The 25546-nt window shown below is 56.4% G+C and carries 25 protein-coding genes; 7 read left to right on the forward strand and 18 right to left on the reverse strand.

Features of this window, described 5'->3' with window-relative positions; translation table 11 throughout:
- Positions 1-12: 12 nt before the first annotated feature.
- The 10 genes from rpsR to D0C27_RS19305 form a co-directional block, all read right to left on the reverse strand.
- The gene (gene rpsR / locus D0C27_RS15055; RefSeq protein ID WP_003802444.1) at positions 13-285 is read right to left on the reverse strand and encodes a 30S ribosomal protein S18; all 273 of its coding nucleotides are present in this window, start codon (positions 283-285) and stop codon (positions 13-15) included.
- Positions 286-374: 89 nt separating this feature from the next.
- Positions 375-692, reverse strand: a complete 318-nt coding sequence (gene priB / locus D0C27_RS15060) for a primosomal replication protein N (RefSeq protein WP_009457572.1) — start codon at positions 690-692, stop codon at positions 375-377.
- A 13-nt stretch (positions 693-705) separates the two neighbouring features.
- Positions 706-1104, reverse strand: coding sequence for a 30S ribosomal protein S6 (gene rpsF, locus D0C27_RS15065; protein WP_026484337.1), 399 nt, complete (start codon positions 1102-1104; stop codon positions 706-708).
- Positions 1105-1247: 143 nt separating this feature from the next.
- Positions 1248-2051, reverse strand: coding sequence for a GTP cyclohydrolase FolE2 (folE2, locus tag D0C27_RS15070; RefSeq protein ID WP_026484336.1), 804 nt, complete (start codon positions 2049-2051; stop codon positions 1248-1250).
- Positions 2052-2200: 149 nt separating this feature from the next.
- Positions 2201-4066: a 1-deoxy-D-xylulose-5-phosphate synthase gene (dxs, locus tag D0C27_RS15075; protein ID WP_137431249.1), complete on the reverse strand. Its 1866-nt coding sequence runs from the start codon at positions 4064-4066 to the stop codon at positions 2201-2203.
- Positions 4067-4179: 113 nt separating this feature from the next.
- Positions 4180-5088: a polyprenyl synthetase family protein gene (locus D0C27_RS15080; protein ID WP_022983568.1), complete on the reverse strand. Its 909-nt coding sequence runs from the start codon at positions 5086-5088 to the stop codon at positions 4180-4182.
- A gap of 1 nt (position 5089) precedes the next feature.
- Positions 5090-5356 (reverse strand): exodeoxyribonuclease VII small subunit, encoded by a 267-nt coding sequence (locus D0C27_RS15085; RefSeq protein WP_003802451.1) that lies wholly within the window; start codon positions 5354-5356, stop codon positions 5090-5092.
- Positions 5357-5535: 179 nt separating this feature from the next.
- Positions 5536-6387, reverse strand: a complete 852-nt coding sequence (locus D0C27_RS15090) for a sulfurtransferase (protein ID WP_088450775.1) — start codon at positions 6385-6387, stop codon at positions 5536-5538.
- Complete coding sequence (locus D0C27_RS15095; RefSeq protein ID WP_080655545.1) at positions 6380-7288, reverse strand: DMT family transporter; 909 nt, start codon at positions 7286-7288, stop codon at positions 6380-6382. Before D0C27_RS15095 ends, D0C27_RS15090 begins: the two co-directional genes overlap by 8 nt.
- A gap of 89 nt (positions 7289-7377) precedes the next feature.
- Complete coding sequence (locus tag D0C27_RS19305) at positions 7378-7536, reverse strand: hypothetical protein (RefSeq protein WP_155624324.1); 159 nt, start codon at positions 7534-7536, stop codon at positions 7378-7380.
- Between D0C27_RS19305 and htpX the strand changes: the two genes are divergently transcribed.
- Positions 7535-8416, forward strand: coding sequence for a protease HtpX (htpX, locus tag D0C27_RS15100; protein WP_009457574.1), 882 nt, complete (start codon positions 7535-7537; stop codon positions 8414-8416). The two genes, D0C27_RS19305 and htpX, sit on opposite strands and share 2 nt — an antisense overlap.
- 150 nt (positions 8417-8566) lie before the next feature.
- On the opposite strand, the gene D0C27_RS15105 is transcribed toward htpX, so the two are convergent.
- The 4 genes from D0C27_RS15105 to aceE all read right to left on the reverse strand — a co-directional run bounded on the left by D0C27_RS15105 (position 8567) and on the right by aceE (position 13479).
- Positions 8567-9124 (reverse strand): GyrI-like domain-containing protein, encoded by a 558-nt coding sequence (locus D0C27_RS15105; protein ID WP_205717079.1) that lies wholly within the window; start codon positions 9122-9124, stop codon positions 8567-8569.
- A 25-nt stretch (positions 9125-9149) separates the two neighbouring features.
- Positions 9150-9608 (reverse strand): GNAT family N-acetyltransferase, encoded by a 459-nt coding sequence (locus D0C27_RS15110; RefSeq protein WP_137431250.1) that lies wholly within the window; start codon positions 9606-9608, stop codon positions 9150-9152.
- A gap of 64 nt (positions 9609-9672) precedes the next feature.
- Entirely contained in the window at positions 9673-10617 is a 945-nt protein-coding gene (locus tag D0C27_RS15115) for a prolyl oligopeptidase family serine peptidase (protein ID WP_137431251.1), read from the reverse strand.
- Positions 10618-10803: 186 nt separating this feature from the next.
- Complete coding sequence (aceE, locus tag D0C27_RS15120) at positions 10804-13479, reverse strand: pyruvate dehydrogenase (acetyl-transferring), homodimeric type (protein ID WP_137431252.1); 2676 nt, start codon at positions 13477-13479, stop codon at positions 10804-10806.
- A 177-nt stretch (positions 13480-13656) separates the two neighbouring features.
- Between aceE and D0C27_RS15125 the strand changes: the two genes are divergently transcribed.
- Both D0C27_RS15125 and D0C27_RS15130 read left to right on the forward strand, forming a co-directional pair.
- Entirely contained in the window at positions 13657-14106 is a 450-nt protein-coding gene (locus tag D0C27_RS15125) for a MarR family winged helix-turn-helix transcriptional regulator (RefSeq protein WP_137431253.1), read from the forward strand.
- A 60-nt stretch (positions 14107-14166) separates the two neighbouring features.
- On the forward strand, positions 14167-15831 hold the full coding sequence (locus tag D0C27_RS15130) for a Na/Pi cotransporter family protein (RefSeq protein WP_035270762.1): 1665 nt from the start codon (positions 14167-14169) through the stop codon (positions 15829-15831).
- Between the two features lie 94 nt (positions 15832-15925).
- Here the strand turns inward: D0C27_RS15130 and polA are convergent, their stop codons facing one another.
- Positions 15926-18643, reverse strand: a complete 2718-nt coding sequence (gene polA, locus D0C27_RS15135; RefSeq protein ID WP_137431254.1) for a DNA polymerase I — start codon at positions 18641-18643, stop codon at positions 15926-15928.
- Here polA and D0C27_RS15140 point away from each other — a divergent pair.
- The 4 genes from D0C27_RS15140 to hisM all read left to right on the forward strand — a co-directional run bounded on the left by D0C27_RS15140 (position 18642) and on the right by hisM (position 21614).
- The gene (locus D0C27_RS15140) at positions 18642-19310 is read left to right on the forward strand and encodes a TIGR00730 family Rossman fold protein (RefSeq protein ID WP_009457591.1); all 669 of its coding nucleotides are present in this window, start codon (positions 18642-18644) and stop codon (positions 19308-19310) included. The genes polA and D0C27_RS15140 overlap by 2 nt on opposite strands.
- A gap of 102 nt (positions 19311-19412) precedes the next feature.
- Positions 19413-20207 carry an ABC transporter substrate-binding protein gene (locus D0C27_RS15145; RefSeq protein WP_009457593.1) on the forward strand — a complete coding sequence of 265 codons (795 nt, stop codon included), beginning with the start codon at positions 19413-19415 and terminating at the stop codon, positions 20205-20207.
- 16 nt (positions 20208-20223) lie between these two features.
- Positions 20224-20913 (forward strand): ABC transporter permease, encoded by a 690-nt coding sequence (locus D0C27_RS15150; protein WP_009457595.1) that lies wholly within the window; start codon positions 20224-20226, stop codon positions 20911-20913.
- On the forward strand, positions 20913-21614 hold the full coding sequence (hisM, locus tag D0C27_RS15155) for a histidine ABC transporter permease HisM (protein ID WP_022983563.1): 702 nt from the start codon (positions 20913-20915) through the stop codon (positions 21612-21614). Before D0C27_RS15150 ends, hisM begins: the two co-directional genes overlap by 1 nt.
- A gap of 84 nt (positions 21615-21698) precedes the next feature.
- On the opposite strand, the gene D0C27_RS15160 is transcribed toward hisM, so the two are convergent.
- From D0C27_RS15160 to typA, 3 genes are all read right to left on the reverse strand, one after another.
- Entirely contained in the window at positions 21699-22157 is a 459-nt protein-coding gene (locus D0C27_RS15160; protein WP_170978586.1) for a DUF1641 domain-containing protein, read from the reverse strand.
- Between the two features lie 14 nt (positions 22158-22171).
- The gene (locus tag D0C27_RS15165; protein ID WP_035275100.1) at positions 22172-23362 is read right to left on the reverse strand and encodes an NAD(P)/FAD-dependent oxidoreductase; all 1191 of its coding nucleotides are present in this window, start codon (positions 23360-23362) and stop codon (positions 22172-22174) included.
- Positions 23363-23725: 363 nt separating this feature from the next.
- Positions 23726-25543: a translational GTPase TypA gene (gene typA, locus D0C27_RS15170; RefSeq protein WP_009457601.1), complete on the reverse strand. Its 1818-nt coding sequence runs from the start codon at positions 25541-25543 to the stop codon at positions 23726-23728.
- Positions 25544-25546: the final 3 nt, after the last annotated feature.

Genomic DNA, 25546 nt, shown 5'->3' on the forward strand with positions numbered 1-25546 from the left:
GGTTCCTCTGGATTATTTGTGGTTGTCGGTGTACGGCAACAGAGCCAGGAAACGAGCGCGCTTGACAGCGGTGTCCAGCTGACGCTGGTAGTGAGCTTTGGTGCCCGTCAAACGTGCAGGGATGATCTTGCCATTTTCCTGGATGAAATCACGCAGGGTGTCCAGATCTTTGTAATCAATTTCTTCAACGCCAGCGACGGTGAAGCGGCAGAATTTGCGGCGCTTGAACAGTGGGTTCTGTTGTGCAAATTTGCGTTTTTTGTCTTTGCCTCTACGGAAAGCCATTTTGTGCCTCGTTAGTAACCGGGCTATACCCGGAAGAATTCAGTGTGAAGCGAGGTGTTGAACACTTCGCGACGATCGAGCCAGACCAGTCAAACCGTAACAGAGCCTTGTCCCGGAAAGTGACGCTGATATTGCTGTACATGCAGCACCAGACGCGTCGAACCTTTACGGGCTGGGGCAATAAAACCTTGTAGCTGCAAACGGGCTCCCAAAGGAGTGTCTGCCAGACCCAGTGCATTATTTCCCAAAGCCACTACCTGCATCGTCAAAGCGATTTGCCGGGAGTGACCGGCTTCCATTACGGAAGATTCGTGTTCCAGAACCAATTCCAGAGCTGGGACACCAGCCGGCGTATAACGCAAGGGCTTGATGTCGACAAGCTGACCGGCAAGAGAGAACTGGTTCACGTAGTCGGAGCTATTACTCTTCAGCTTGAGCTTCGGCTTCAGCAGCTGCAGGAGCGCTGGCTTCAGTACTTGCTTTACGTGCTTCTTCGCGTTCGACGGACTTCATCATGACCGAAGCGCCTTCAGGGGCTTTCTTCGTGCCAGCGACGAGGTAACGCAAGATAGCGTCGTTGTAGCGGAAGGAATGCTCCAGCTCGTCCAGGGTGGACTGACCGCATTCGATGTTCAGGCACACGTAGTGAGCCTTGACCAGTTTCTGGATTGGGTAAGCCAGTTGACGGCGGCCCCAGTCTTCCAGACGATGAATAGCACCGCCTTCGGAAGTAACAATCGCCGAATAGCGCTCGATCATGGCGGGCACTTGCTCGCTTTGATCGGGATGCACAATGAACACTACTTCGTAGTGACGCATGGAACAACTCCTTGTGGATATCGCCTACTACCCGCTGTAAAACCAGTCAGGCACCAAGCGCGACAGCCCGCCCATTCAATCCGGGTCGAGCAAGAAACCATAGATACTAGCACCAAGAAAGGCTGGCTGACAAGCCAAAAGCCTTAGCCCTGCACGCTTGCGTAGGCAGAGTGATTATGAATCGACTCAAAATTCTCGGCTTCGATGCTATAACGCAACACTCCGGGCAAGCTGCGCACGCTAACGGCTACATCACGCACCAGATCTTCGACGAATTTGGGATTGTCGTACGCGTATTCGGTAACGTACTTTTCGTCAGTGCGCTTGAGCAAGCCCCACAGCTGGCAGGACGCCTGCTCTTCAACCGATTTGATCAGCGTAGGCAAGTCCAGCGCAGCCGGATCTGCAAACACGGCCTGCACGGTAACGTGCGAGCGCTGATTATGGGCACCGTACTCTGAAATTGCCTTGGAGCACGGGCACAGGCTGGTAACCGGAACCAGCACGGACAACTCAAATTCGGGCTGGGCATCCACACCAACACGTGCTGTCCAGCTGACGGTGTAATCCATCAGGCTGGCCACACCGGATACGGGTGCCACTTTTTCCAGGAAAACGGGGAAGGTGGCTGTCATGTCGCCACGCCCGGCATTGAGCAAAGGCAACATAGCCTGGGCCATCTGCACAAAACCGGCGGGCGTCATGGCTTGACGGCGGTACTCTTCCAGCAAAGCCACAAAGCGCGACATATGGGTGCCTTTTTCTTCGGGCGGCAAGGCCACCGTCAACTCCCATTGCGCCACGGTGGGCACGGCCTGCCCTTGCAGGTCCAGCATCATCGGATGCCGCACCCCGCGCACACCCACGCGCTGAATCGCAACACGGCGTGTATCCGTGCTGCTTTGCACATCTGGCATGGCCAAAGGCGATTCCGACACTGTATTCATATCCATCAGGTTCAGCTACGACAGAGCCGCAACCGTAAATAAAAACAATAATGAATTATTATCTTACGCTTATCGCACGCGAGGTTCGATAACCTTAATAAGAACGCGCATATTGGGGTATTTAAACCCTAAACTGTGCAGAAATTGCCTCACGCCTCAAGCAAACTTGAGAAACGTTCACGAATGGAGCGCTCAATGCCTGCGGCATCCAGGCCCAGATCCTGAGCAATTTTCTTCTGATCGCCGTGATCGATGAACTCGTCGGGGTAGCCCAGTTGCAATACCGGCATCACCAGCGCTTCACGGCTGACAAACTCCAGCACCGCGCTGCCTGCGCCCCCCATCAAACAGCCCTCTTCCACGGTCACAAATGCCTGATGGCTTTGTGCCAGCTCTTGCAGCAAGGCTTCGTCCATAGGTTTTACAAAACGCATGTCTACCACGGTAGCGTCCAGAACCTCGGCTGCTTTCAGCGCCTCGTGCAACACGGGACCAAAAGCCAGAATGGCCAGGCTCTTGCCCTGACGGCGCAGATTGGCCTTGCCCAGCGGCACGGTATGGAGCTCCTGATCCACTTCAGCACCGATACCCGCTCCGCGCGGATAGCGCACCGAGCTGGGCCCTGGGTGCTGATAACAACAGGTCAGCAGCAAGCGGGTTTCGTTTTCGTCCGACGGCGTGGCCACCACCATGTTCGGAATGCAGCGCAGAAAGGCGATGTCGTAATTACCGGCATGCGTTGCCCCGTCTGCGCCCACAATACCGGCGCGATCCAGCGCAAAAGTGACATCCAGATTCTGCAGGGCTACATCATGAATCAGTTGATCGTAGCCGCGCTGCAGGAAGGTGGAGTAAATCGCCACAACCGGCTTTTGCCCCTCACAGGCCAAACCACCGGCAAAGGTCACGGCGTGCTGCTCGGCAATACCCACATCAAAATAACGACGGGGGAATTGTTGCTCGAACTCCACCATGCCACTGCCTTCACGCATGGCGGGAGTAATACCGTACAGACGTTGGTCCTGCCTGGCCATATCGCACAGCCACTGACCGAAGATCTGTGTAAAGGTAGGGCGCGGCTTGGTCGTAGGCGTGACCAAACCCACAGAAGGATCGAATTTGCCGGGACCGTGGTAGAGCACCGGATCGGCTTCAGCCAGCTTGTAGCCCTGCCCTTTACGGGTCACCACATGCAGGAACTGCAAACCACCCAGATCACGCAGATTGCTCAAGGTAGAGACCAGCGCATCCAGATCGTGGCCATCAATCGGGCCTACGTAGTTAAAACCCAGCTCTTCAAACAGCGTGGCCGGAGACAGAATCCCCTTGGCGTGGCCTTCAAACTTGCGCGCCAGCTCCAGCACAGGCGGGACATGCTGCAAGACAGTACGGCCTACATTTTTGGCAGCGGCGTAGAACCGGCCCGACATCAGGCGAGCCAGATAATGATTCAAGGCGCCCACCGGCGGCGAGATCGACATGTCGTTGTCGTTCAACACCACCAGCACATTTACATCGGGCGTCACACCGGCATTGTTCAGGGCTTCAAACGCCATACCGGCCGTCATCGCGCCATCACCGATCACGGCAATGTGCTGACGCTCGATCCCGGCATTGCGCGAGGCCACGGCCATACCCAGCACTGCGGAAATCGAGGTTGAGGAATGTGCCGTACCAAAGTCGTCGTACTCGGACTCGGAGCGCTTGGGAAAACCGGAGATGCCATCTTGCTGACGCAAGCTACCCATCTGATCGCGGCGGCCAGTCAGAATCTTGTGCGGATAGGACTGGTGACCCACATCCCACACAATACGATCGTGGGGAGTCTCGAACACATAGTGCAAGGCAGTGGTCAATTCAACCGTGCCCAGATTGGACGACAAATGCCCACCGGTTTTGGATACGGATTGCAGAACAAACTCGCGCAGTTGTCGTGCCAGCTCGGGAAGATCACGTTGATCAAGCTGGCGCAAGTCGGCGGGAGACTGGATCTGCTCTAGGGAAACGGTTGTCATACTAAAGACGTCTATCCGGGCAAATAAGTGAAACGACTGTCTAAAAACAATCGCCAATCGGCTATTGTAAAACGCTTCGCGGCCTGTGCCAAAGTAGCACAGGCCCGCGTCGCTTAATGATTGCGACCCACGATGTAATCAGCCAGTTGCGTCAGACGTGCCGCAGCAGGTCCCAAAGGACGCAAGGCCAACTGGGCCTGCTCATTCAGAGCACCGAGCAACTCGCGCGATCCGTCCATACCCAGGATGGAGACATAGGTGGGCTTGTTATCGGCGGCATCTTTGCCCGCCGTCTTGCCCAGCGTGGCGGTGTCAGCCGTCACATCCAGAATATCGTCCACGACCTGGAAGGCCAGACCCACAGCCTGAGCGTACTCTTCCAAACCATTACGCACGGTAGAGGAAGCACCCGCCACAATACCACCCAGCAAAACGCTGGCTTGCAACATGGCGCCAGTTTTCATGCTGTGCATCTCTTGCAACTGATCACGGTCCAGAGCAATGCCCACGCTGGCGCAATCAATAGCCTGACCACCAGCCATACCGGCACTGCCGGCGGCCTGCGCCAACTGGGTAATGGCTTGCACAATCAGCGCAGGGGCAATCGGCATTTGTGCCAGCAGTTCAAAGGCCAAGGGTTGCAAGGCATCGCCAGCCAGCATGGCGCACGCTTCATCAAACTGAACATGGGTGGTTGGGCGACCACGACGCAATTTGTCGTCATCCATGCACGGCAAGTCGTCGTGAACCAGCGAGTAGGCGTGGATCAATTCCACCGCCGCCGCTGCCAACTCCAATGCTTTCAATTGGGCAGCGGCCATGGGCTTGCCTTGCAAGGCAGCCTCACCGGCGGCATACACCAAGGCAGCGCGCACGCGCTTGCCACCACCCAGCACGGAGTAGCGCATGGCTTCGTGCAAACGAGCAGGTTCCTGGCTGACAGGGGGCAGCAATTGTTCCAGTACGGTCTCAGTCTGCTCAACCCGCGCCTGCAGCCAATCAGAAAAACTGGTAGAACTCATCTTAACTATCTCCAACAGCTTCATCCCCGGACAAGGGGCGCAGCAGATTGCCTTGCAATACGCTGACTTGTTCTTGTGCAAGGTCCAGCTTGCGCTGACACAATTGGGCTAACTCCACGCCCTGCTCGTAAGCTTGCAAAGCCTGCTCCAGCGGCAATGCCCCGCTTTCCATGCGAGCGACCAGCGCTTCCAGTTGTGCCAGAGCGGACTCGAAATCCTGCTGGGCTGGCGCCTGGGCGCTTTGATTATCATCGCGAGATTTAACCATAACTATTCCTGATCAATGAGGGCCGTCAGGACTGGCTGAGACCCAATTGGAAGTGGCATTGTACGGGAGGCGGCGGCTTGCTGCCCTTCCCAAGGAGTACTTTCTACTTTGGGACCGCTCCACAGCAAAAAAGCCGCTCCGGAGCGGCTTTCTCAGCACCAGAAACTCAGGGCATTGAACTAGCTGCGCGCAACAGGTCGGCTGGCGTCACTCACCCATTCACTCCAGGAGCCGGGATAAATGCTGGAGCCAGACAAACCGGCCAACTCCATGGCAAAAAGATTGTGACAAGCTGTAATGCCGGAACCACACTGGTGCACAACCATCTCTGCCGAAATCGCTCCCAGCAAGTCCTGAAACTCCTGGCGCAGCTGATCGGCCGGTTTGAAACGCCCCTGTTCACCCAGATTATTCAGGTGCGACCGATTAAGCGCATCGGGGATATGACCCGCTACCGGGTCCATCGGTTCCACGTCACCGCGATATCGCTCGGCAGCACGTGCGTCCAATACGGTAAAGATAGGTTTGGACAGGTTTTTCAGTACCTGCTCGGTCTGCACAGTAGGCATGGCAGCCTGCTCAGGCACACTCAATTTAGCAGTTGCTGGTACAGGCTTGGCCTGGCCGCTTTCTTCGGCTCCGCCCAACTGCTGCCAGGCCTGCCAGCCCCCATCCAGAATGGCGACTTGAGGATGCCCCAACCAGCGCAGCATCCACCACATATGGCTGGCGAATAAAGAACCTTGGGCGTCGTAGACCACGACCTGCATACCATCACGCAAGCCGTTTTTCTGCAAAAGCTGCGCCAGCTCCTGACGGCTGGGTAAAGGATGACGGCCATTCAGACCCGTCTTGGGTGCCGCCAGATCCAGCTCGTGATCCAGAAACACGGCACCCGGAATATGCCCCTGTTCGTAAGCGCGTCGCCCTGCCTGGTGGTCGGCCAAATCATGGCGTACATCCAGAATCAGCCACTCCGAATTATTCAGATTGGCCTGGACTTGCTCTGCGCTAATCAGAAATTCAAACACGTTCTGCCTCCTTGACGGGAGCCTGCTCCGCTGTCGCGGCCTGACCTCGCAAGATACGATCCTCGCTGTAGGTACGCCAGGCCGACAACAGACCAGACCCAATAATCAATGCCATACCTGCCCAGGCTAACCAGTCAGGCACATCCCCCCAGAAAGCAATGCCAATCAGGGCGGCGAAAATAATGGTGGTGTATTGCAAGGCTGCGGTCAACAAGGCCGAACCCAAGCCAAAAGCACGCGTCATGGTCAATTGCCCGAACAAACCGGACAGGCCCACGCCCAGCAAGGCCAGCCACGCGCGCCAGCTCAGCTCGCGCCAGCCTTCCCACAAAAGTCCAACCAGGCTGGAACAGACGACAAAACAGGAGAACAGCAGCACGGTGCGCCATTCCGGCTCGCCAGAGCGCCCCAGAGCGCGTACCTGCATCATGGCCACCGCGCTCAAGGCGCCGGCACACAGGCCCAGCATGGCGGCCCACCATTGGTCTGGCGTAATGCTGGGGCGCAGGACACCGATCACGCCCATGAAGCCCAACAACACGGCAATCAGACGCACAGGGTCACGCTGGGTGCCACCCCAGGCAAGCATCCAGAAAGCAATAAACAAGGGAGCGGTGTAGTTCAGGCTGACCGCGGTGGACAAGGGCAGATTAGCCAGAGCCAGAAAGCCCAGCCACATGGAACTGACCCCGGAGACATTACGCCGGACATGCAGTTTCCAGCTTTGAGGAGCCAGCCTCAAACCACGGCTTTTAGCCCAGAACACCAGAAGAAGAACCGAGGGCACACCCCGGAACAAAACAATTTGCGCCATCGACGCCCCGGCATCGGCGGACACTTTGACACAAGCCCCCATAATGGCAAACATGGCGCAGGCTACCAGCATCCATAATGACTGCATGTGATCAAACCAGATTCAGTAATAAGGGAAAGCCATTACTATACTCCCCACCTTGTAAAAGTGGACCGGTAACCCCATATCCAGACCACTTACGCAACAGCAAGAACCTCGGCGCAAGAAACTATCTTGCCCGGAAGCTGACTAAAAGCTGAATATTTTATTTTAACGCCTGGAATCAAGGCTAAAATTCGCGCAGATCGTGTTCTCACGATCACGATTTTTTCTGTTACACCGGAATCCGCATTCATGAAACGAATTGTCCTTTTCTTAATCACCAACCTGGCCGTCATGCTGGTGCTCAGCGCCTCCATGAATATTTTGGGTGTGGGACGTTACCTGAACGCGCAAGGTCTGGACCTGACTCAATTGCTGATCTTCTCGGCTTTGGTCGGTTTTACCGGCGCCATTATCTCCTTGCTGATGAGCAAATGGATGGCCAAGCAAAGCGTGAACGCCCGTGTCATTGACCCGAATGCCCCCGCCAATGCCGAAGAGGCCTGGCTGGTCGATACCGTGCACCAACTGGCCGACCGTGCCGGTATTGGCCGCCCCGAAGTGGCCATTTACGAAGGCGAGCCCAATGCCTTTGCCACCGGCGCTTTCAAGAATGATGCTCTGGTCGCCGTGTCCACGGGCTTGCTGCGAGGCATGACCGAAGAAGAAGTCATGGCGGTGCTCGGCCACGAAGTTGCCCACATTGCCAATGGCGACATGGTCACCCTGACCCTGATCCAAGGCGTGGTGAACACCTTTGTGATCTTTCTGGCCCGTCTGGCCGGCTACTTTGTTGACCGCGTGCTACTGCGCAATGATCGCGATGTGGGCATGGGTTACTACGCCTCGGTCTTTGTGTTTGAGCTGATTTTTGGCGTGCTGGCCTCCATCATCGTGGCCTGGTTCTCGCGTCAGCGTGAATACCGTGCCGATGCCGGTTCCGCTCAGTTGCTGGGTTCGCGTCAGCCCATGATTCACGCGCTGGCCCGCCTGGGCGGCATGGCTCCTGGCGAACTGCCCAAGAACTTTGAAGCCTCCGGTATTTCGGGTGGTCGTTCGATCAGTGCGATCTTCGCCTCCCACCCTCCTATCGCTGCACGTATTCAGGCTTTGCAAAGCGCTCAATCAGTCTAAGATCCCAGGCGGCCTGAACGGCACAGCCAAATAAAATGCCCCAAAAGCACACAGGCTTTTGGGGCATTTTTTATGCCTTGGCGCAAAGTTAGCGTATGGGCTGCCGAACAATCATCTTGTGCCGACTCGACGACGCTTTGCTCCAATCACTCAGATAGATCTCGTGATACACGCCCAAAGCTCCAGCCCTTCCTGCGGCAGGAACTTCGCATAGAGCTGCGATAACAAAGCTGACAGATCGGCTGGGGAGCCCACATGCATCACCTGCACGCACTTGCCCTCCGTCACGGCTTCCCACCTGGGAGCTGGAGCGTTCCCCAACTGAGCACGCATCTGGGCCACCGCGCCTTCCAGACCCGCCTTATCGGTCCATACAGGCAAGGTCACTTGTACACGCCACTGCCAGTTTTCCCGCCGCCCTGCTTCCACATCTTTCGGATCCGCAGCCCAGTACAGAACTTCGACCGGCGCTTCCATAAAGTCACGCCCCATGCGTTGGCGTGCCTCTCGACGGATAGGCTCAATAGCAAGCTGCAAGGTCTTGATAGCCGCCCCCACCGCAACAGGCTCGGGAGCACCTTTGCCATCCAGAATGGCAAACGGCAAAGTGGGCACATCCAGCACCCGAAAATGGTGCTGCAAAGGCGCATACAACATCTTCAGGGCTGGGATATCCTGGCTTAAATCGATCATGTTTTCGTAAGCCATAAAAAGGTCTCACCTAACTCCAAACCTAATCAGCAAAGTGATATTCCAAAATATCGTCACCGAACTCATCACGCTGGCCGCTTTCGGTCCAGCCTAAATGACGATAGAAACCATAGGAGCGCACCTGAGGATCACTATTACAAGCCAGGAACAGGCGCGTAAAACCACGCCCCTGCAAGTCCTGCATCATCTGTTTCAGCAAACGACGGCCCAGACCCAGGCTTTCATAGTCGGGCAACAGCGCCAGCACCATGATCTCGCCGCTCTCGCTATCACCGAAGCAATAGCCAGCCATCTGCTCATCGACCAGGGCCACATAGCCGGGGCAACTACCATCCTCAATACCTGCGGCCCAGCTTTCGGCGGTAACTCCCAAGGCGGCCAGATCCTCTTCAGAAAAAGCATTTTCACGAGTCAGTCCCCGGATACGCAGGCATTCGCGGGCGTCATCAGGCACTGCAGCGCGCAAGACTATCTTGCTCATTCACTACTCCAATATAAAAAGGGCAATGACGGCAAATCATCACGTCATCGACCATACAAAAGACTTAAGGGGTGTCAGTGTTGAGTTGGCTCAACCACTGGGCAATGTCGCCCACGACCTGGGGCATGGCCGAGCTGCCATCGGCCTGCGTCATGACGTGATCCAGATCGGGATAGCTGCGCCACACCACATGCGGGTTATCCACCTGTGCCACCATCTGGGCAGCGGCTTGCGGCGAGACCGAGGTATCGCGCCCGGACTGAATCACCAGAGTGGGGATAGCAATCCGTCGCAGCACCTCAGCCTGATCCAGATTCAGCATCTGCTGCCACCAATCGCGTCCATGTCCGCTCATCCGAGTATCCAGGCCGGCCCTGGCCTGCCTCAAAAATTCGCCCAAGCCATCAAGCATGGTTTGCTTGTCGGCAGCCGGCATCTCTTGGATTGAGGCGCTATAGAGCACATCATCCTGGAACCAGCGCCCGCCGCCATTAAAACTGATGGCCGCATCCAGATGCGAAGTCTGGGCCGCCAGCAAATGAACAATCACCGCTCCCTCGCTGCCACCCAAGGCAAAAAGCTTGTCATAGCGGGTCTGACTTTGCAGCTGTTTTAAAACCGCATCCAGATCAGCCACACGCTGTTGGGGCTGGTCGCGCTGAATATAGTCTGTCGGGCAATCGCTACGCTCGGGATCGTCGCTATCAGGCAGCGCGGCCGTCAGCGCATATTTTTCCACCGCCAGCACCTGGGCTTGTGGACGAGCCTTGGCCAGGGTTTCCCAAACAACTTTCTTGTGCGCCACGCTATTGCAATCCGAGCCTTGCACAATCAGAAGCAGCTCATGCACACCTTCTTGAGGGGCGATGGCAGGCTGGACGTAATAATGAATGGTGCTGCCATCTGCACGCGCCAATTCATGTGGCTGCGCTTGAGCATAAGCCTGGCTGCCCACGACCCCAGAGATAGCAAGGCCCGCCAGGCGGGCCAGAGAAATTGAATAATCCATGCCGCACTGTGGCACAGAATGATGAAGATTTGATGGAGAAAAATGGCGGACTCGCCGCCATGAAAAGGGACCAGTCAGCAAAGAGCTGACCTGACCGGGGGAGACATCAAGCCATCACACCCTTTGCTGGCTGGTGTCCCGCCGCCGGTCGCCATTTGCCCAAAAAGACGACCGGACTGGCAAGACTCAAGGCTTCATGGGATTGGTCTTTTCTGGATTGATTTGATAGCGCTGCAAAGCATCGCTGACCAGCGAGCGTGGCACCGAACCTTCGTCGGCCAAGGCCTTCAAGGCCGAGACCACGATAAAGTGTCGGTCCACTTCAAAGAACTCGCGCAGCGAGGCCCGTGTGTCGGAACGCCCAAAGCCGTCCGTACCCAAAACCAGCAAACGACGCTCCGGCAAAAAGGGCCGGATCTGCTCGCCCACAATCTTCATATAATCCGTGGCAACCACAATCGGGCCTGCATGCCCTTCCAGGCAAGACTGCACATAAGGGATACGCGGCTCGCTTTCCGGGTGCAAGGTGTTCCAGCGCTCCGTATCCAGGCCATCACGACGCAGTTGGTTCAGGCTGGGCGCACTCCACACATCGCTGGCCACACCAAAGTCCTCTTGCAGCAATTGTGCGGCAGCCAGCACCTCCATCAAGATAGAGCCACTGCCCATCAACTGCACACGCGGGGCCTTGGCTTTTTGCTGCGGTCCCGCCTGCAATAGATACAGCCCTTTGATAATGCCCTGCTCCACCCCGTCCGGCATCTCGGGATGCGGGTAGTTTTCATTGAGCACGGTAATGTAATAGAACACGTCCTCCTGATCCTGATACATGCGACGGATACCATCCTGCATGATCACGGCCAGCTCATAAGAGAAGGTGGGGTCATAAGAGCAGCAGCTAGGCACCACGCTGGAGAGCACATGGCTATGACCATCATCGTGCTGCAAACCTTCGCCCATCAAGGTGGTGCGACCCGACGTTGCACCAAACAAGAAGCCTCGTGTCCGTGCATCCGCCGCAGCCCAGATAAAGTCCCCTACTCGCTGAAAACCGAACATGGAGTAGAAGATAAAGAGCGGAATCGTGGGCACACCATGATTGCTGTAGGCCGTGCCTGCTGCAATCCAGGAGGAGATCGCCCCGGACTCATTCAGGCCTTCCTGCAAGATCTGCCCGTCCTTGGCTTCTTTGTAATAGCTCAGCTGGCCAGCATCCTGTGGCGTGTACAACTGCCCCAAGTACGAGTGAATACCAATCTGGCGGAACAGACCTTCCATACCAAAGGTGCGCGACTCATCCGGCACGATGGGCACAATCAATTTGCCCAGTACCGGGTCTTTCAACAAGGTGCTCAAAATACGTACAAAGGCCATGGTCGTGGACAGGCCACGCTCGCCCCTGCCCTTCAACTGGGCCGCAAAGCTGTCCAGCGTGGGCACCGTCAAGGCCCGAACAGAGGTTCTTCGCGATGGCACAAAGCCACCCAAGGCAGCACGACGCTGCTGCAAGTACACCGCTTCCGGGCTGCCTGGCTCGGGGCGCAGATAAGGCAGCTCTTCCAGTTGTTCATCCGTAACGGGTAGCTGGAAACGATCCCGGAAGGCACGCACTGCATCTGCGCTCATTTTCTTGAGCTGGTGATTGATGTTCTGGCCTTCACCAGCCTCGCCCATACCAAAACCCTTCACGGTTTTCACCAGAATTGCGGTCGGCCCGCCATGGCTGTTACGTGCGGCTTGGGCATACGCGGCGTAGACCTTGTCGGGATCGTGACCACCACGGGCCAGGGCCCAGATGTCATCGTCCGACAAACCCGCTACCAGTTCCAGCAGCTCGGGATATTTGCCAAAGAAATGCTCACGTACATAAGCGCCACTTTGGGACTTGAAGGTCTGATAATCCCCGTCCACGCATTCCATCATGCGCTTGCGCAACAGACCGGTTTTATCCTTGGCAAGCAGCTCATCCCAGCCCGCGCCCCAAATTACCTTGATGACATTCCAGCCTGCCGCACGGAAGTTCGCTTCCAGTTCCTGAATGACTTTGCTATTGCCACGCACAGGGCCGTCCAGACGTTGCAAATTGCAGTTGACCACGAAGATCAGGTTATCCAGCTTCTCACGCCCACCCACGGCAATGGCGGACAGGGACTCGGCCTGATCCATTTCCCCATCCCCCAGGAACGCCCAGACCTTGCGACCATCCATAGGCTTCAAACCACGGAAATCCAGATAGCGCATATAGCGTGCCTGATAGGCAGCCATCAAAGGCCCCAGGCCCATGGACACCGTGGGAAATTGCCAGAACTCGGGCATCAGGCGTGGATGCGGGTAAGACGACAAGCCACGACGCCCCGCCTCACGACGGAAGTTGTCCATCTGTTCATCATCCAGACGCCCTTCCACATAAGCACGGCCATAAATACCAGGGGCGGAGTGACCCTGTATATAGACCAGGTCACCGTCAAAGCTTTCTGTGCGGCCCCGAAAAAAATGGTCAAAGCCCACGTCGTACAGAACGGCCGCGGACTGATAAGTAGCAATGTGTCCGCCCACATTGGAGTGCCGACCGGCACGCAGCACCATGACCATGGCGTTCCAGCGCACATAGGCATTGAGCTTGCGCTCCAGTTCCTTGTCACCGGGATACGGGGTTTGCTGATGCACCGGAATGGTATTCACATACGAGGTGGTCACGCGTGTGTACAGGTCACCGTGATGACGCGCATCGAAATCCAGCAATTGATCAATCAGATAGTGGGCACGGGGGCGTCCTACTGCCGCCGTGACCGATTCCAGGGCATCCAGCCACTCGGTCGTCTCTTGCGGGTCCACATCCGCGATCTGCAAAGCGTGATTCATAACAATCTCCAGGTGGATAGGCCGGATCCGCCACGCGACGTCCTCACGGCCTGAACAAGACGCAGGGCAGGACAGACCCTCACCCATACGATTGCAATTGCAACTACTTTATGAGCGCATCTTATCCGCGTATAATTGCATTTGCAACTAAAAAATAAATTCCTGGGGGAAAGAACGATGAGTCGCTCCGACACTGATCTGTGGTTTTCCTTTGTGCGCGCGCACCGTAGCACCCTGAAAGAAATCGAACGCAGACTGGCTGCCGAAAAATTGCCACCCTATGCCTGGTACGACGTGTTGTGGGGACTGGAAAGCGGGCCGGAGGGAACCCGTCGCATGCATGAACTGGCCGATCGACTGGTCATAGAACGCTATAACCTGACGCGACTGATCGACCGGCTGGAAGCCCAGGGGCTGGTCCAGCGCAGTCGCTCCTCGGAAGATGGTCGGGCCGCCTTTGCCAGCATCACGGATGAAGGCCGGGCCTTGCGCAAACAGATGTGGCAGATCTACCAAAGCGCTGTGCAGGAACTGTTTCTGTCGGCCTTTTCCGATCAGGAACAAACGCAGTTTGCACACGGGCTGGATCAGGCTGCCCGACAAGCGCGGCAATCCTCCAACACCTAGATGTGTCTAACTGATACCTGAGGCTCACGCTTGTAAGAGGCGCTGGGCTATTATTTAGCAATGAAAGAAATCTTCGCACTTCTCGATTTCGGGGGTTATATCGCCTTGCTCCTGTGGGGTATCCACATGGTGCAAAGCGGTGTGCAACGCGCCTTCGGTGCCGAACTGGGCATCTGGATGGGTCATGCCCTGGGGCGTCCCCGCCGTGCTTTTGTTGCCGGAGCGGCCATTACGGCCGCCATCCAAAGCAGTACCGCCACCGGGCTGATGATTACCAGCTTTGCCGCCACCGGCATGGTCGCCCTGGTTCCGGCCCTGGCCGCCATGCTGGGCGCCAATGTGGGTACGACGCTGATCGTGCAACTGCTGTCCTTCAAAATGACCGCGCTGGCCCCAGCCCTGATTCTTCTGGGCGTCTGGCTGTTCCGCTCGCAGGAGCCTGGACGCCGTCGTGACCTGGGTCGCGTCTTTATTGGTCTGGGCCTCTTGCTGCTGTCCCTGCATGAACTGGTGGGCTTGTTCTCCCCCATTCAGGACGCCCCCCTGCTGCAAACCATTCTGGAAGCGCTGGCAGGCAGTCCCATGACGGGCATGTTGCTGGCCGCTTTGCTGACCTGGGCCGCACACTCCAGTGTGGCCATTGTGGTGCTGATCATCTCGCTGGCCAGTCACCAGCATATGGACCCGCAACTGACCTACGCATTGGTGCTGGGTGCCAATGTGGGTACCGCTATCAACCCGATTCTGGAAGGTGCTGGCGGCTCCAAGGACCCAGCCAACAAACGTCTGCCCATCGGCAACTTGGGCACACGTGTGTTTGGTTGTCTGGTCGGCATGATTTTGCTGCCCTGGATTCCGGATTTGATGAGCTGGTTCACCAATGACCCAGCTCGTGCTGTGGCCAACTTCCATACCTTCTTCAACCTGGCCGTGGCAGCCTTGTTCCTGCCTTTACTCAAACCCTATTCGCGTCTGCTGAGCCGTTATCTGCCCCGCCGCACCGACCCGGATGATCCCGGCCTGCCCTTGTATCTGGACCAGTCCGCCCAGGAAGTGCCTGCCGTGGCCTTGGGCAATGCTGCGCGTGAGGCGTTGCGTCTGTCCGATATGCTGCAGGAAATCCTGGATACGGCCCGTCAGAACATGCTGAACAATAGCGCCCAAAGCATTAACCATGCGCGCTATATCAGTAATGCCGTCAACCGTCTGGAGCCGCTGATCACCACCTATCTGGCCAGTATGGACCAGGAAAACCTCAGCAAGAAGGATACCCGTCGTCTGAACGATATTCTGACGTTCTCCACCAATATCTCGCACGCCGCCACGATCAGCGTCAATGGCTTGCTCAGCCACACGGCCAAGCTGCGTAAACAAGGCTGGATACTGCAATCGGAAGAACAGGCCGAAATCGGCAAAGTCATGGACAGGCTGATTCGCAACCAGCGTCAGGCAGCAGCCCTGTTTGTGGCCGAAGATGTAAAAACCGCCCGCTTCCTGGCCTTTGAAAAAGACTTCTTCCGCGAACTGGAAGTGGCGGCGGGAGACCGTCATATTCGCAAGATCAAGGCCGGACAGTTGGACTCCGCCGAGCAGGGCTCCTTGTACCTGGAGATTTTGCGCGACGTGCGTACCATCAACTCCTATCTGGTCAGCGCCGCCGCCTATCCAATTCTGGCCAAGCACGACGAGTTGCTGCCCAACCGAGTACGCTCCAACGAGGAATAAACAGACTGCAGCCAGGCAGTGAAAACAAGCCGCTCTGCTACTTAAAAAAAAGGCGACCATCAGGTCGCCTTTTCCTTTAGCTTGCCAGGAAGCCTTAGTGAGCCTGTTCCCAGTTATCACCCACGCCGACTTCAGCCACCAGCGGCACATCCAGCTTGGCTACATTGCACATCAGGCCCGGCAGGTTTTCACGCAGAACATCCAGCTCGTCTTCGGGTACATCGAATACCAGCTCGTCATGTACCTGCATCACCATCTGCGTGCGCAGCCCTTTTTCTTCCAGCCAGCGCTGCACAGCCACCATGGCCATCTTGATCAGGTCGGCCGACGTGCCCTGCATCGGCGCGTTAATGGCGGCACGCTCTGCACCGGCCATGCGTGGCCCTTTCGCGCCCTTCAGTTCAGGTAGCCACAGACGGCGACCAAACACGGTTTCCACATAACCCTGCTCATGCGCCTGCGCCTTGATGCGCGTCATGTAGCTGGCCACGCCAGGATAGCGGGCGAAGTAGCGATCAATATAGGCACGGGCTGCATCACGAGTAATGCCCAGATTGCTGGCCAGACCGAATTCGCCCATGCCGTAGATCAGACCAAAGTTGATCGCCTTGGCCGCACGACGCTGGTCCGAGCTGACGTCCTTGGCATCCACACCGAAGATCTCGGCAGCGGTTGCCGTGTGCACGTCCCCGCCCTGCTCGAACACCTGCTGCAGATTCTCGTCGCCCGATACATGGGCCATGACACGCAATTCGATCTGGGAATAGTCAGCCGACACCACTTTGCCCAGTTCAGACACGAAAGCGGCGCGAACACGGCGGCCTTCTGCGGTACGAACAGGAATGTTCTGCAAGTTGGGATCGGAGGAAGCCAGACGTCCGGTAATGACGGCAGCCTGTGCATAACGGGTATGCACACGGCCACTGTCCGGATTTACCATTTTGGGCAGTTTGTCCGTGTAGGTGGACTTGAGTTTGGCCAGGCCACGGTACTCCAGCAGTACCTGCGGCAAGGGGTAATCCTGAGCCAAACGGGTCAGCACATCCTCATCGGTAGAGGGAGCACCGCTGGCCGTTTTACGAACCACCGGAATACCCAGCTTGCCGAACAGAATCTCGCCCACTTGCTTGGGGGAGTTCATATTGAAGGGCTGGTCGGCCAGTTCGTAGGCCTTGTTTTCCAGCTCCAGCATTTTCTGACCCAACTCGTGGCTTTGGCGCGCCAAAGTAGGTACATCAATCTTGACGCCATTGCGCTCCACAATGGTCAGCACGTCCGAGGCCTGAACTTCCAGCAGGTAAATGCGCTCCAGCCCCTCTTCCTTGGCCACTTGGGGACGCAGGCACTGATGCAGACGCAAGGTGTAGTCCGCATCTTCGCAGGCGTATTGCGAAGCCACCGGAATATCCACCTCATCAAAGCCGATCTGCTTGGCACCCTTGCCACAAATATCCTCGTAAGACGCCCCTTTCAGACCCAGCCATTGCAAGGCCAGTTCTTCCATGCCGACACGCTTGTGCGATTGCAGAACATAAGCCTGCAACATGGTGTCCTCGCGGATACCGCGCAGGCTGACTTTTTCATTCAGCAGGACATGAGTATCGTATTTGGCGTTATGCAGGACCTTGGCCGCCTCTGCTTTTTCCAGCCAGGGACGCAGGGTTTCCAGCACATAGTCTTTATCCAGCTGCTCTACATCCAGCGAGCCACGGTGGGCCACCGGCACATAGAAAGCCTGACCGACCTTGACCGACACCGACAAGCCCACCAGACGCGCCATCAAGGGGTCCAGGGAGGTGGTTTCGGTATCCAAGGCCACCAGCTCGGCCTTTTCCAGCAGGTTTAGCAGGGTCTGTAGTTGTTCTTTCGTCATGACGGTCTGGTAATCCAGCTCGGCAGGCGCAGCAGGTGTTTCAGCCTCGACACGGGCATCCTGGGCGGGAACGCGCTTGGGATCATCTGTCAATTCACGCAACCAGGTGCGGAAACCGAAGGTCTCGTAGATATCCTGCAACACGGCGTTGTCGCGGGGCTCTGGCTCCAGCGCCTCGAAATCCCCCGTAAACCCAGGCACTTCGCAATCAAGTTTGACGGTGACCAGTTTGCGCGTCATTTCAAAGTTGGAGCTGAAGTCGCGCAGATTCTGGCCGGCCACTCCTTTGATTTTGTCGGCATGCTGCAACAGTTCATCCAGACTGCCATATTCGCCCAACCACTTGGCAGCCGTCTTGGGCCCCACCTTGGGAACGCCGGGAATATTGTCCGAGGTGTCGCCAATCAGCATCAAATAATCGATAATCTGATCTGGGCGTACCCCATACTTGCTGGTAACGCCTTCTACATCCAGCTTCTCGTTACTCATGGTGTTGACCAGCTGCACATGCTCATTGACCAGTTGGGCCAGGTCCTTGTCCCCGGTAGACACCACGGTCTCGATGCCATTTTCTGCCGCCAGACGGGAAAGCGTGCCGATGATATCGTCGGCCTCTACGCCAGGCTGACAAATCAGATGCCAGCCCATGGCGCGTACCGCTTTATGAATAGGCTCTATTTGCACCGCCATATCTTCGGGCATGGAGGGCCGGTTAGCCTTGTATTGATCGTACAGATCGTCCCGGAATGTGCGGCCTTTGGCATCAAATACGCATACCATATAGTCCGCTTGATAATCCTGTAGCAGACGGCGCAGCATATTGATGACCCCGTACAAGGCGCCTGTGGGCTGGCCTTGCGCGTTTCGCAGATCGGGCATCGCATGGTACGCTCGGTACAGATAGCTGGAACCATCAACGAGCAACAAGGTTTTTTTCATGTCTAACAATAAAATCGTCCGTTTACCGGCCTCTGAGCAGATTCCTACCATCATGAAGGAGCTGCAAACTGCGGTCGATACATTAAAAGAAATGGGTGCTGGCGTTAGTGTTTTCGGCAGCGCACGCATCAAACCCGGTCATCCTTACTACGAACTGGCCCAGGAACTGGGCCGTCGTCTGGCCGAAGCGGGCGTCACCCTGATTGCTGGCGGTGGCCCTGGCCTGATGGAAGCCGCCAATAAAGGCGCGTACGAAGCAGGCGGGCAAAGTATTGGCCTGAATATACGCTTGCCTCACGAAACCACCAACAACCCTTACCAGACACAAAGTCTGCAGTTCGAGTACTTCTACTCGCGCAAGGCCACCTTTTTCATGCACAGCTGGGCCTACATTGCCCTGCCTGGCGGTTTCGGTACCCTGGACGAGCTGTTTGAAGTCATGACCCTGGTTCAAACAGGCAAAGTCCCACCCGCACCCATTGTACTGATCGGCACTTCCTTTTGGTCCGGCCTGATCGAATGGATTGGTGACCAATTGATGGAGATGGGCCTGATTGGTCCGAAAGACCTGAATTTGCTGGTCCTGACCGACGATCTGGACGAGGTCATGGGCTACATCAACCAGTGCTGCGTACTGCCTAGGGCGGAACCCGCATTGCCCCAGTAAGGCGTACGGGTTAAATTTGCAGTCTTTCTTCGGCCCTCCATCAGCAGGGCCGAATTTGTATTGAATGCCACAAGCTAGTCGATATTTGCCGGAGTCCTCCACATGAACAAAATGCTTGCCCGCCTCCTGATGGTGGCTTTTTGCAGTGCCTTGGTGCCCGCTGCTGCCCATGCAGCCGGGCCGTCCGAAATCCGTTTTGCCACTGAGGCGGGTTATCCCCCCTTCGAGTTTCTGGACCCCAGTGGCGAGCTGCAAGGCTTTGACATCGACATCGGCAACGAAATCTGTAAGCGCCTGCAAGCCAAGTGCGTGTGGATCGATCAGTCCTTTGACAGCTTGATCCCCGGCCTGCAAGCGCGCAAATTCGATCTGGCCAACTCCACCATGACCGCCACCGAGGCACGCGCCAAGGTGATCGACTTTAGCGAGCCCATGTATATCGTGCCGGTTCGCCTGGCCGCCCGCAAAGGCAGCGGTCTGGAGCCCACCGCCGAATCCCTGAAAGGCAAGCGTGTCGGTGTGCAGCAAGGCACCACCATGGAAACCTATGCGCGCCAGAACTGGGCCAACAACGGTGTCACCATCGTGGCTTACCCCAGCTACACCGACGCCTTCAATGACCTGGCCGGTGGCCGCGTGGACGCCACCTTCCAGGAAGCCCAGAACGCCGTTGAAGGCTTTTTGACCAAACCTGCCGGTGCCGACTTTGAGCTGACTGGCAGCACCGTGGACGACAGCCCCATCCTGAACGAGCCTATCGCCATGGGTATTCGCAAGGGCAACAAGAAACTCAAGAAAACTGTTGATGAAGTTCTGCGTGAAATGAAGGCCGATGGCACCATGCAGACCTTTGCCGACAAATACTTCCAAAAAGAAAACATTCGCATCGCGCCCTGACCTGGATACCTGAACCATGTTGCTTTACGGTTATGGGCCGCAGTTGCTGGTCGGCACCTGGGAAACCATCAAACTGGCAGTGCTCTCGCTGCTGGTTTCCCTGGTGCTGGGTCTGGTCGCTGCCCTGATGAAACTGTCCCGCACCTCGCTGCTGCGATGGGTGGGCGGTTTGTATACCACCTTGATCCGGGGCGTCCCGGATCTGGTGCTTTTGATGTTGTTCTTTTTCAGCTTGCAAATCTGGCTGAACGAACTGACTGACTGGCTGGAATGGGACATGATCGAGATCGATCCCTTCGGAGCCGGTGTGGTCACGCTGGGCTTTATTTATGGTGCTTACTTTGCCGAAACCTTCCGTGGCGCCCTGATGGCTATCCCCAAGGGCCAAATGGAAGCGGGCAAAGCCTGTGGCTGGAGCGCCTGGCAAGTTCTGCATCGCATCCAGATTCCTCAAATGATGCGCTACGCCCTGCCCGGACTGGGCAATAACTGGCAAATCCTGCTCAAATCCACCGCGCTGGTGTCCCTGATCGGCCTGAGCGATGTGGTCAAGATTGCGCAAAATGCCGGTAACGCGACCTTCAACTCCTTCCTCTTTGTGGGCATCACTGCCCTGATCTATCTGGGCCTGACCGCCGTCAGCAATATTGGACTGGGCTACCTGGAACGACGCTACAACATTGGCGTGAAAGGAGCACAGTTCTAATGGATGTTCTGAACGAATTCTGGCGCGCCTATCTGTACCAAAGCAATGGTCAGCTCTCGGGTCTGGCCATGACACTTTGGCTGCTGGTGATCTCGGTTGCCATCGGCTTTTTCCTGTCGATTTTCATGGCCATTGGCCGTGTCTCGGGCAAGGCCTGGCTATCGCGCCCTATCGGTGCCTTCACCTACTTTTTCCGTGGCACCCCCTTGTACGTGCAGATCCTACTGATCTACACCGCCATGTACAAGCTGGCCATCGTCAAATCCGTACCTGCACTGGAAGCCTTCTTCATGAGCGGCTTCAATTGCATGATTCTGGCACTGACCTTGAACACTGTTGGCTACACCACCGAGATTTTTGCCGGAGCCATCCGCTCCATGCCTCCCGGTGAAGTGGAGTCGGCCCGTGCGTATGGCATGTCCGGCTGGACCTTGTACCGCCGCGTGATTCTGCCGCAAGCCCTGCGCCGTGTGCTGCCTGCTTACAGCAATGAAGTGGTGCTGATGCTGCATGCCACCTCGCTGGCCTTTACAGCCACCGTCCCGGATCTGCTCAAGATCGCGCGCGATGCCAATGCGGCCACCTATCAAACCTTTACCTCCTACGGGATTGCTGCACTGATTTACCTGTGCGTGTCCTTCATTCTGGTGGGCATTTTCCGTATCGTGGAAAAGCGCCAAATGGCATTTTTGAATCACTGAACGCTGAGGTGCTGAGGTGCCGAACAAGAAAAAAGGGCCGCTTTCACAAGCCGCCCTTTTTTCTTTAGCGATACAGCGGCCGTGTCAGTCCCCCGTGTGATCCAGGTCCTGATAACGCATCTGGCGCCCCATCACACCGGCCATCATCAAAAAGAAAGTCAGGCCGCGACGCACTTCCGGCTCCTTGGCCAGTCGTATCAGGCCCATCAGGGTCGGTGTGGTCTCCGTGGCCCGCACCTGATCCGAAGCCATACGTGCCGCATTTCCAACCGACCAGGCGGCCCCTATGCCCTCCTCAAAGCCCTTCATAAGCTTTTCGAGCATATAGTCGTCCGTCATATCCACCAGATCGGCCAGCAGGGACACCGCATCCACCACCCGATTAAGGCGACCACCGGCCAGCAAAGGTTCGATCTTGCCGATCAGTTCATCCAGGCCCTTGATGCCCGGATCCTCTCCAAGCAGGCTTTCCAGGGCGGAAGGGGACTTCTGAGCAGCTCCCGCATCACCGGGATTCAAGGATTTATCCGATACCGAATTCATCTGTCTCTCCTGAATTAGACCAAGCCACGGGCCACGGCCCAGTAAATACCCCGGTTAAAACCCTTGCGCAGCAGTCCACCCAGTTTGGTGGGCGGCGTGGGATGCACATCCTCCTTGTAGTCGTACCAAAGCGGCATACCGCCCTCCAGACCCATTTGGGCTACCGCCACCACCCGGCCATCGTACTCGTCGCTGGTGCGCCCAAATCGCAACTCTGAGGCCAGGTTGTTGACCACTACGGGCGATTGGTTATGGCAGGAGCCGCCCGCTTTACTGATAGGCAGGTCCACCGTGTCACCCAGCACGTATACATTGTCCAGCCCCAGCACCTTCATGGTTTGGTGATCGGTGGGGACCCAGCCTTCGTTGTCGGCGGCTTGAGAAATCCCCGAGTCACGTACAGCAGGCACCGCCGTAATGGGAGGAGTCGCCATCAGGAGGTCGAACGGCTCTTCTGCGCCTTCTTCGGAATAGGCAATCTTGCGTTCAGGGTCCACACGGCTCAGGGTGAAACCGCGTTGATGCTTGATGTCCCGATCCTCAAAAATGGGCGGCAAGACCTGACAAACCTCGTTCTGCATGAACAGACAATTACGCAAAAGCTGGGAGGTTGTGGGATAGGTATAAGCAATCTCCACCTTGTCGCGTACACCACGACGACGCAGGTACTCGTCCAGCATCAAGGTTGTTTCTACCGGTGCAATACCGCACTGGTGAGGAACGTTATGAGTTTTGGGGAAGGTGACCGTTACCAATACGCGGCCTTTTTCCAACTTGCTCAGGCGGTCAGCCAGTTGACGCGCAGGAGCATGCTGATAGAAGTGGTCACCGCCCTCTTTCAAACCTTCAATTTTTTCCGGAGAGGGCACGCAGCCCGTAGACAGCACCAGGTAGTCGTAATCAATCTTCTTGCCACTGGCGCAATGCAGGCGGCTGGCCTTGAAGTCAAAACCACTGACTTCCTCTAGCTGAAAATCAATTTCGGGGCGCAAAAGTGAAATTTGCGGACGTCGCAACTCGTCCCGAAAAAAAGCATCAAACGCCACGTACATAAAAGCGGGCTTGTAATAATGCCAGGGAGAGTTGGACAGCATGGTAATGCGGACTTTACCAGAGCGAATTTCCGGGTATAGCTTGGTCACTAAATGATTGGCGGTCATCGTGCCGCCAATACCACCACCTACAATCACAATATGCTGCACCATCAGTATTCTCCTTAATGGGGGAAACTGCGCACCGGCTCTTGCAATGAAAAAATCTTTTCAAAAACAAGAAGATGCCCAGCTACAACTGAGACTTTGCAAAGCGAGCTTGGTAATGTGTCCAGCCAGTTTGTATCAGGCAGGTATTAAGCAGAAATTAAAGCAACCCATCAGACTCAATAAGCCACTTAATCAATTTTATTTATCCCACACCCTTTCTTGAATTTAAAAATCAAGCTGGGGTGCTTATGCATACACCCCAGCTTTTTAATACCGCGTTCTAAATCCGGCTGACGCCAACCATAGTAAGACAAAAAAAACGCCTGCATCAAGCAGGCGTTTTCTCGTATCGCTAAACCCGAAGAATTAACTTTCGCGTTGGCTGCGACGGCGCTCGTGTTCTTTCAGGTAACGCTTGCGCAGGCGAATGGACTTGGGAGTCACTTCAACCAGCTCGTCGTCATCCAGGAAGTCCACGGCGTATTCAAGAGTCAGACGAATAGGTGGAACCAGATCAATATGCTCGTCCTTGCCGGAAGCACGCACGTTGGTCAGTTTCTTTTCCTTGATGGGGTTAACCACCAGGTCGTTGTCGCGGCTGTGAATACCGATGATCATGCCTTCGTACAGGGCATCACCCGGGGACACGAACATGCGACCACGATCCTGCAGCTTCCACAAGGCGTAGGCCACGGCATCACCGTCGTCCTGGCTGATCAGCACGCCGTTACGACGCTCGCCAACCGTGCCTTCACGCATGGGGCGGAACTCGTCGAAGGTGTGGCTCATCAAGCCGGTACCGCGTGTCAGCGTCATGAACTCGCCCTGGAAACCGATCAGGCCACGGGCGGGAATACGGTACTCCAGACGTGTACGACCACGGCCATCAGCAACCATATCCTGCAAGTCACCACGACGGCGACCCAGTTCTTCCATCACGCCACCTTGGTGGCCGTCTTCGACGTCCACGGTCAGTTGCTCGTAGGGCTCCATCTTGACGCCGTTCTCTTCACGAATCAGCACGCGTGGACGCGACACGGCCATTTCATAGCCTTCACGACGCATGTTTTCGATCAGAATGGTCAGGTGCAATTCACCGCGACCGCACACTTCAAACACGGTATCGTCGTCAGTTTCGTTAACGCGCAGAGCCACGTTGGACTTCAATTCACGGTCCAGGCGATCACGCAGCTGACGGCTGGTCACGAACTTGCCTTCACGACCGGCCAGAGGCGAGGTGTTCACCATGAAGTTCATGGTCAGGGTAGGCTCGTCAATGCGCAGCAAAGGCAGAGCTTCCTGGTGAGCAGGATCGGTCACCGTGCAACCAATGCCCAGCTCTTCAATACCGTTGATCAGCACGATGTCGCCGGCTTCAGCTTCATCTACCGATACACGCTCCAGGCCCTTGAACTTCAGAACCTGATTGATACGGCCTTTGATGACTTCACCATCAGGACCAAATTTCACGACCACGTCCTGGGCAGCGCGCACGCGGCCACGGTTCACACGGCCTACACCGATCTTGCCCACGTAGGAGCTGTAGTCCAGCGAACAGATCTGCAACTGCAACGGTGCGTTGACGTCGTCTTCACGCTGAGGCACATGCTCCAGGATAGCGTCGAACAAAGGACGCATATCGCCTTCACGCACGTCTTCGGTCAAACCGGCGTAGCCCGACAGACCCGATGCATAAATGATGGGGAAATCCAGCTGTTCGTCGGTCGCGCCCAGTTTGTCGAACAAGTCGAACGTAGCGTTGATCGCGAAGTCAGGACGGGCGCCGGGACGGTCAACCTTGTTGACCACCACAATCGGACGCAGACCCAGTTCCAGAGCTTTGCGAGTCACAAAGCGGGTTTGAGGCATGGGGCCTTCAACCGCATCCACCAGCAACAACACGCCGTCAACCATGGACAGCACGCGTTCGACCTCACCACCGAAGTCGGCGTGACCGGGGGTGTCGATAATGTTGATGTGGGTGCCTTCGTATTCGACGGCACAGTTCTTCGCCAGAATGGTAATACCGCGTTCTTTCTCGATATCGCCCGAGTCCATGACACGTTCGGAGATATGTTCGTTGTCACGGAACGTACCTGCCTGTCTCAACAATTGATCGACCAGGGTGGTCTTCCCGTGGTCAACGTGGGCAATAATGGCCACATTGCGCAATGCGCGTCTCATAAC

The organism is Alcaligenes faecalis, from assembly GCF_005311025.1.
GTDB classification, from domain to species: Bacteria; Pseudomonadota; Gammaproteobacteria; order Burkholderiales; family Burkholderiaceae_B; genus Alcaligenes; species Alcaligenes phenolicus.

Coding starts and splice junctions, on each gene's coding strand:
- htpX (WP_009457574.1), top strand. CDS start 7,535: ATGAAACGAATTGTCCTTTTCTTAATCACCAACCTGGCCGTCATGCTG.
- D0C27_RS15115 (WP_137431251.1), bottom strand. CDS start 10,617: ATGGATTATTCAATTTCTCTGGCCCGCCTGGCGGGCCTTGCTATCTCT.
- hisM (WP_022983563.1), top strand. CDS start 20,913: ATGGATGTTCTGAACGAATTCTGGCGCGCCTATCTGTACCAAAGCAAT.
- folE2 (WP_026484336.1), bottom strand. CDS start 2,051: ATGAATACAGTGTCGGAATCGCCTTTGGCCATGCCAGATGTGCAAAGC.
- D0C27_RS15150 (WP_009457595.1), top strand. CDS start 20,224: ATGTTGCTTTACGGTTATGGGCCGCAGTTGCTGGTCGGCACCTGGGAA.
- D0C27_RS15110 (WP_137431250.1), bottom strand. CDS start 9,608: ATGAGCAAGATAGTCTTGCGCGCTGCAGTGCCTGATGACGCCCGCGAA.
- D0C27_RS15145 (WP_009457593.1), top strand. CDS start 19,413: ATGAACAAAATGCTTGCCCGCCTCCTGATGGTGGCTTTTTGCAGTGCC.
- D0C27_RS15140 (WP_009457591.1), top strand. CDS start 18,642: ATGTCTAACAATAAAATCGTCCGTTTACCGGCCTCTGAGCAGATTCCT.
- D0C27_RS19305 (WP_155624324.1), bottom strand. CDS start 7,536: ATGAATGCGGATTCCGGTGTAACAGAAAAAATCGTGATCGTGAGAACA.
- D0C27_RS15085 (WP_003802451.1), bottom strand. CDS start 5,356: ATGGTTAAATCTCGCGATGATAATCAAAGCGCCCAGGCGCCAGCCCAG.
- D0C27_RS15080 (WP_022983568.1), bottom strand. CDS start 5,088: ATGAGTTCTACCAGTTTTTCTGATTGGCTGCAGGCGCGGGTTGAGCAG.
- polA (WP_137431254.1), bottom strand. CDS start 18,643: ATGAAAAAAACCTTGTTGCTCGTTGATGGTTCCAGCTATCTGTACCGA.
- dxs (WP_137431249.1), bottom strand. CDS start 4,066: ATGACAACCGTTTCCCTAGAGCAGATCCAGTCTCCCGCCGACTTGCGC.
- rpsF (WP_026484337.1), bottom strand. CDS start 1,104: ATGCGTCACTACGAAGTAGTGTTCATTGTGCATCCCGATCAAAGCGAG.
- rpsR (WP_003802444.1), bottom strand. CDS start 285: ATGGCTTTCCGTAGAGGCAAAGACAAAAAACGCAAATTTGCACAACAG.
- D0C27_RS15130 (WP_035270762.1), top strand. CDS start 14,167: ATGAAAGAAATCTTCGCACTTCTCGATTTCGGGGGTTATATCGCCTTG.
- D0C27_RS15105 (WP_205717079.1), bottom strand. CDS start 9,124: ATGGCTTACGAAAACATGATCGATTTAAGCCAGGATATCCCAGCCCTG.
- typA (WP_009457601.1), bottom strand. CDS start 25,543: ATGAGACGCGCATTGCGCAATGTGGCCATTATTGCCCACGTTGACCAC.
- D0C27_RS15095 (WP_080655545.1), bottom strand. CDS start 7,288: ATGCAGTCATTATGGATGCTGGTAGCCTGCGCCATGTTTGCCATTATG.
- D0C27_RS15160 (WP_170978586.1), bottom strand. CDS start 22,157: ATGAATTCGGTATCGGATAAATCCTTGAATCCCGGTGATGCGGGAGCT.
- aceE (WP_137431252.1), bottom strand. CDS start 13,479: ATGAATCACGCTTTGCAGATCGCGGATGTGGACCCGCAAGAGACGACC.
- D0C27_RS15165 (WP_035275100.1), bottom strand. CDS start 23,362: ATGGTGCAGCATATTGTGATTGTAGGTGGTGGTATTGGCGGCACGATG.
- D0C27_RS15125 (WP_137431253.1), top strand. CDS start 13,657: ATGAGTCGCTCCGACACTGATCTGTGGTTTTCCTTTGTGCGCGCGCAC.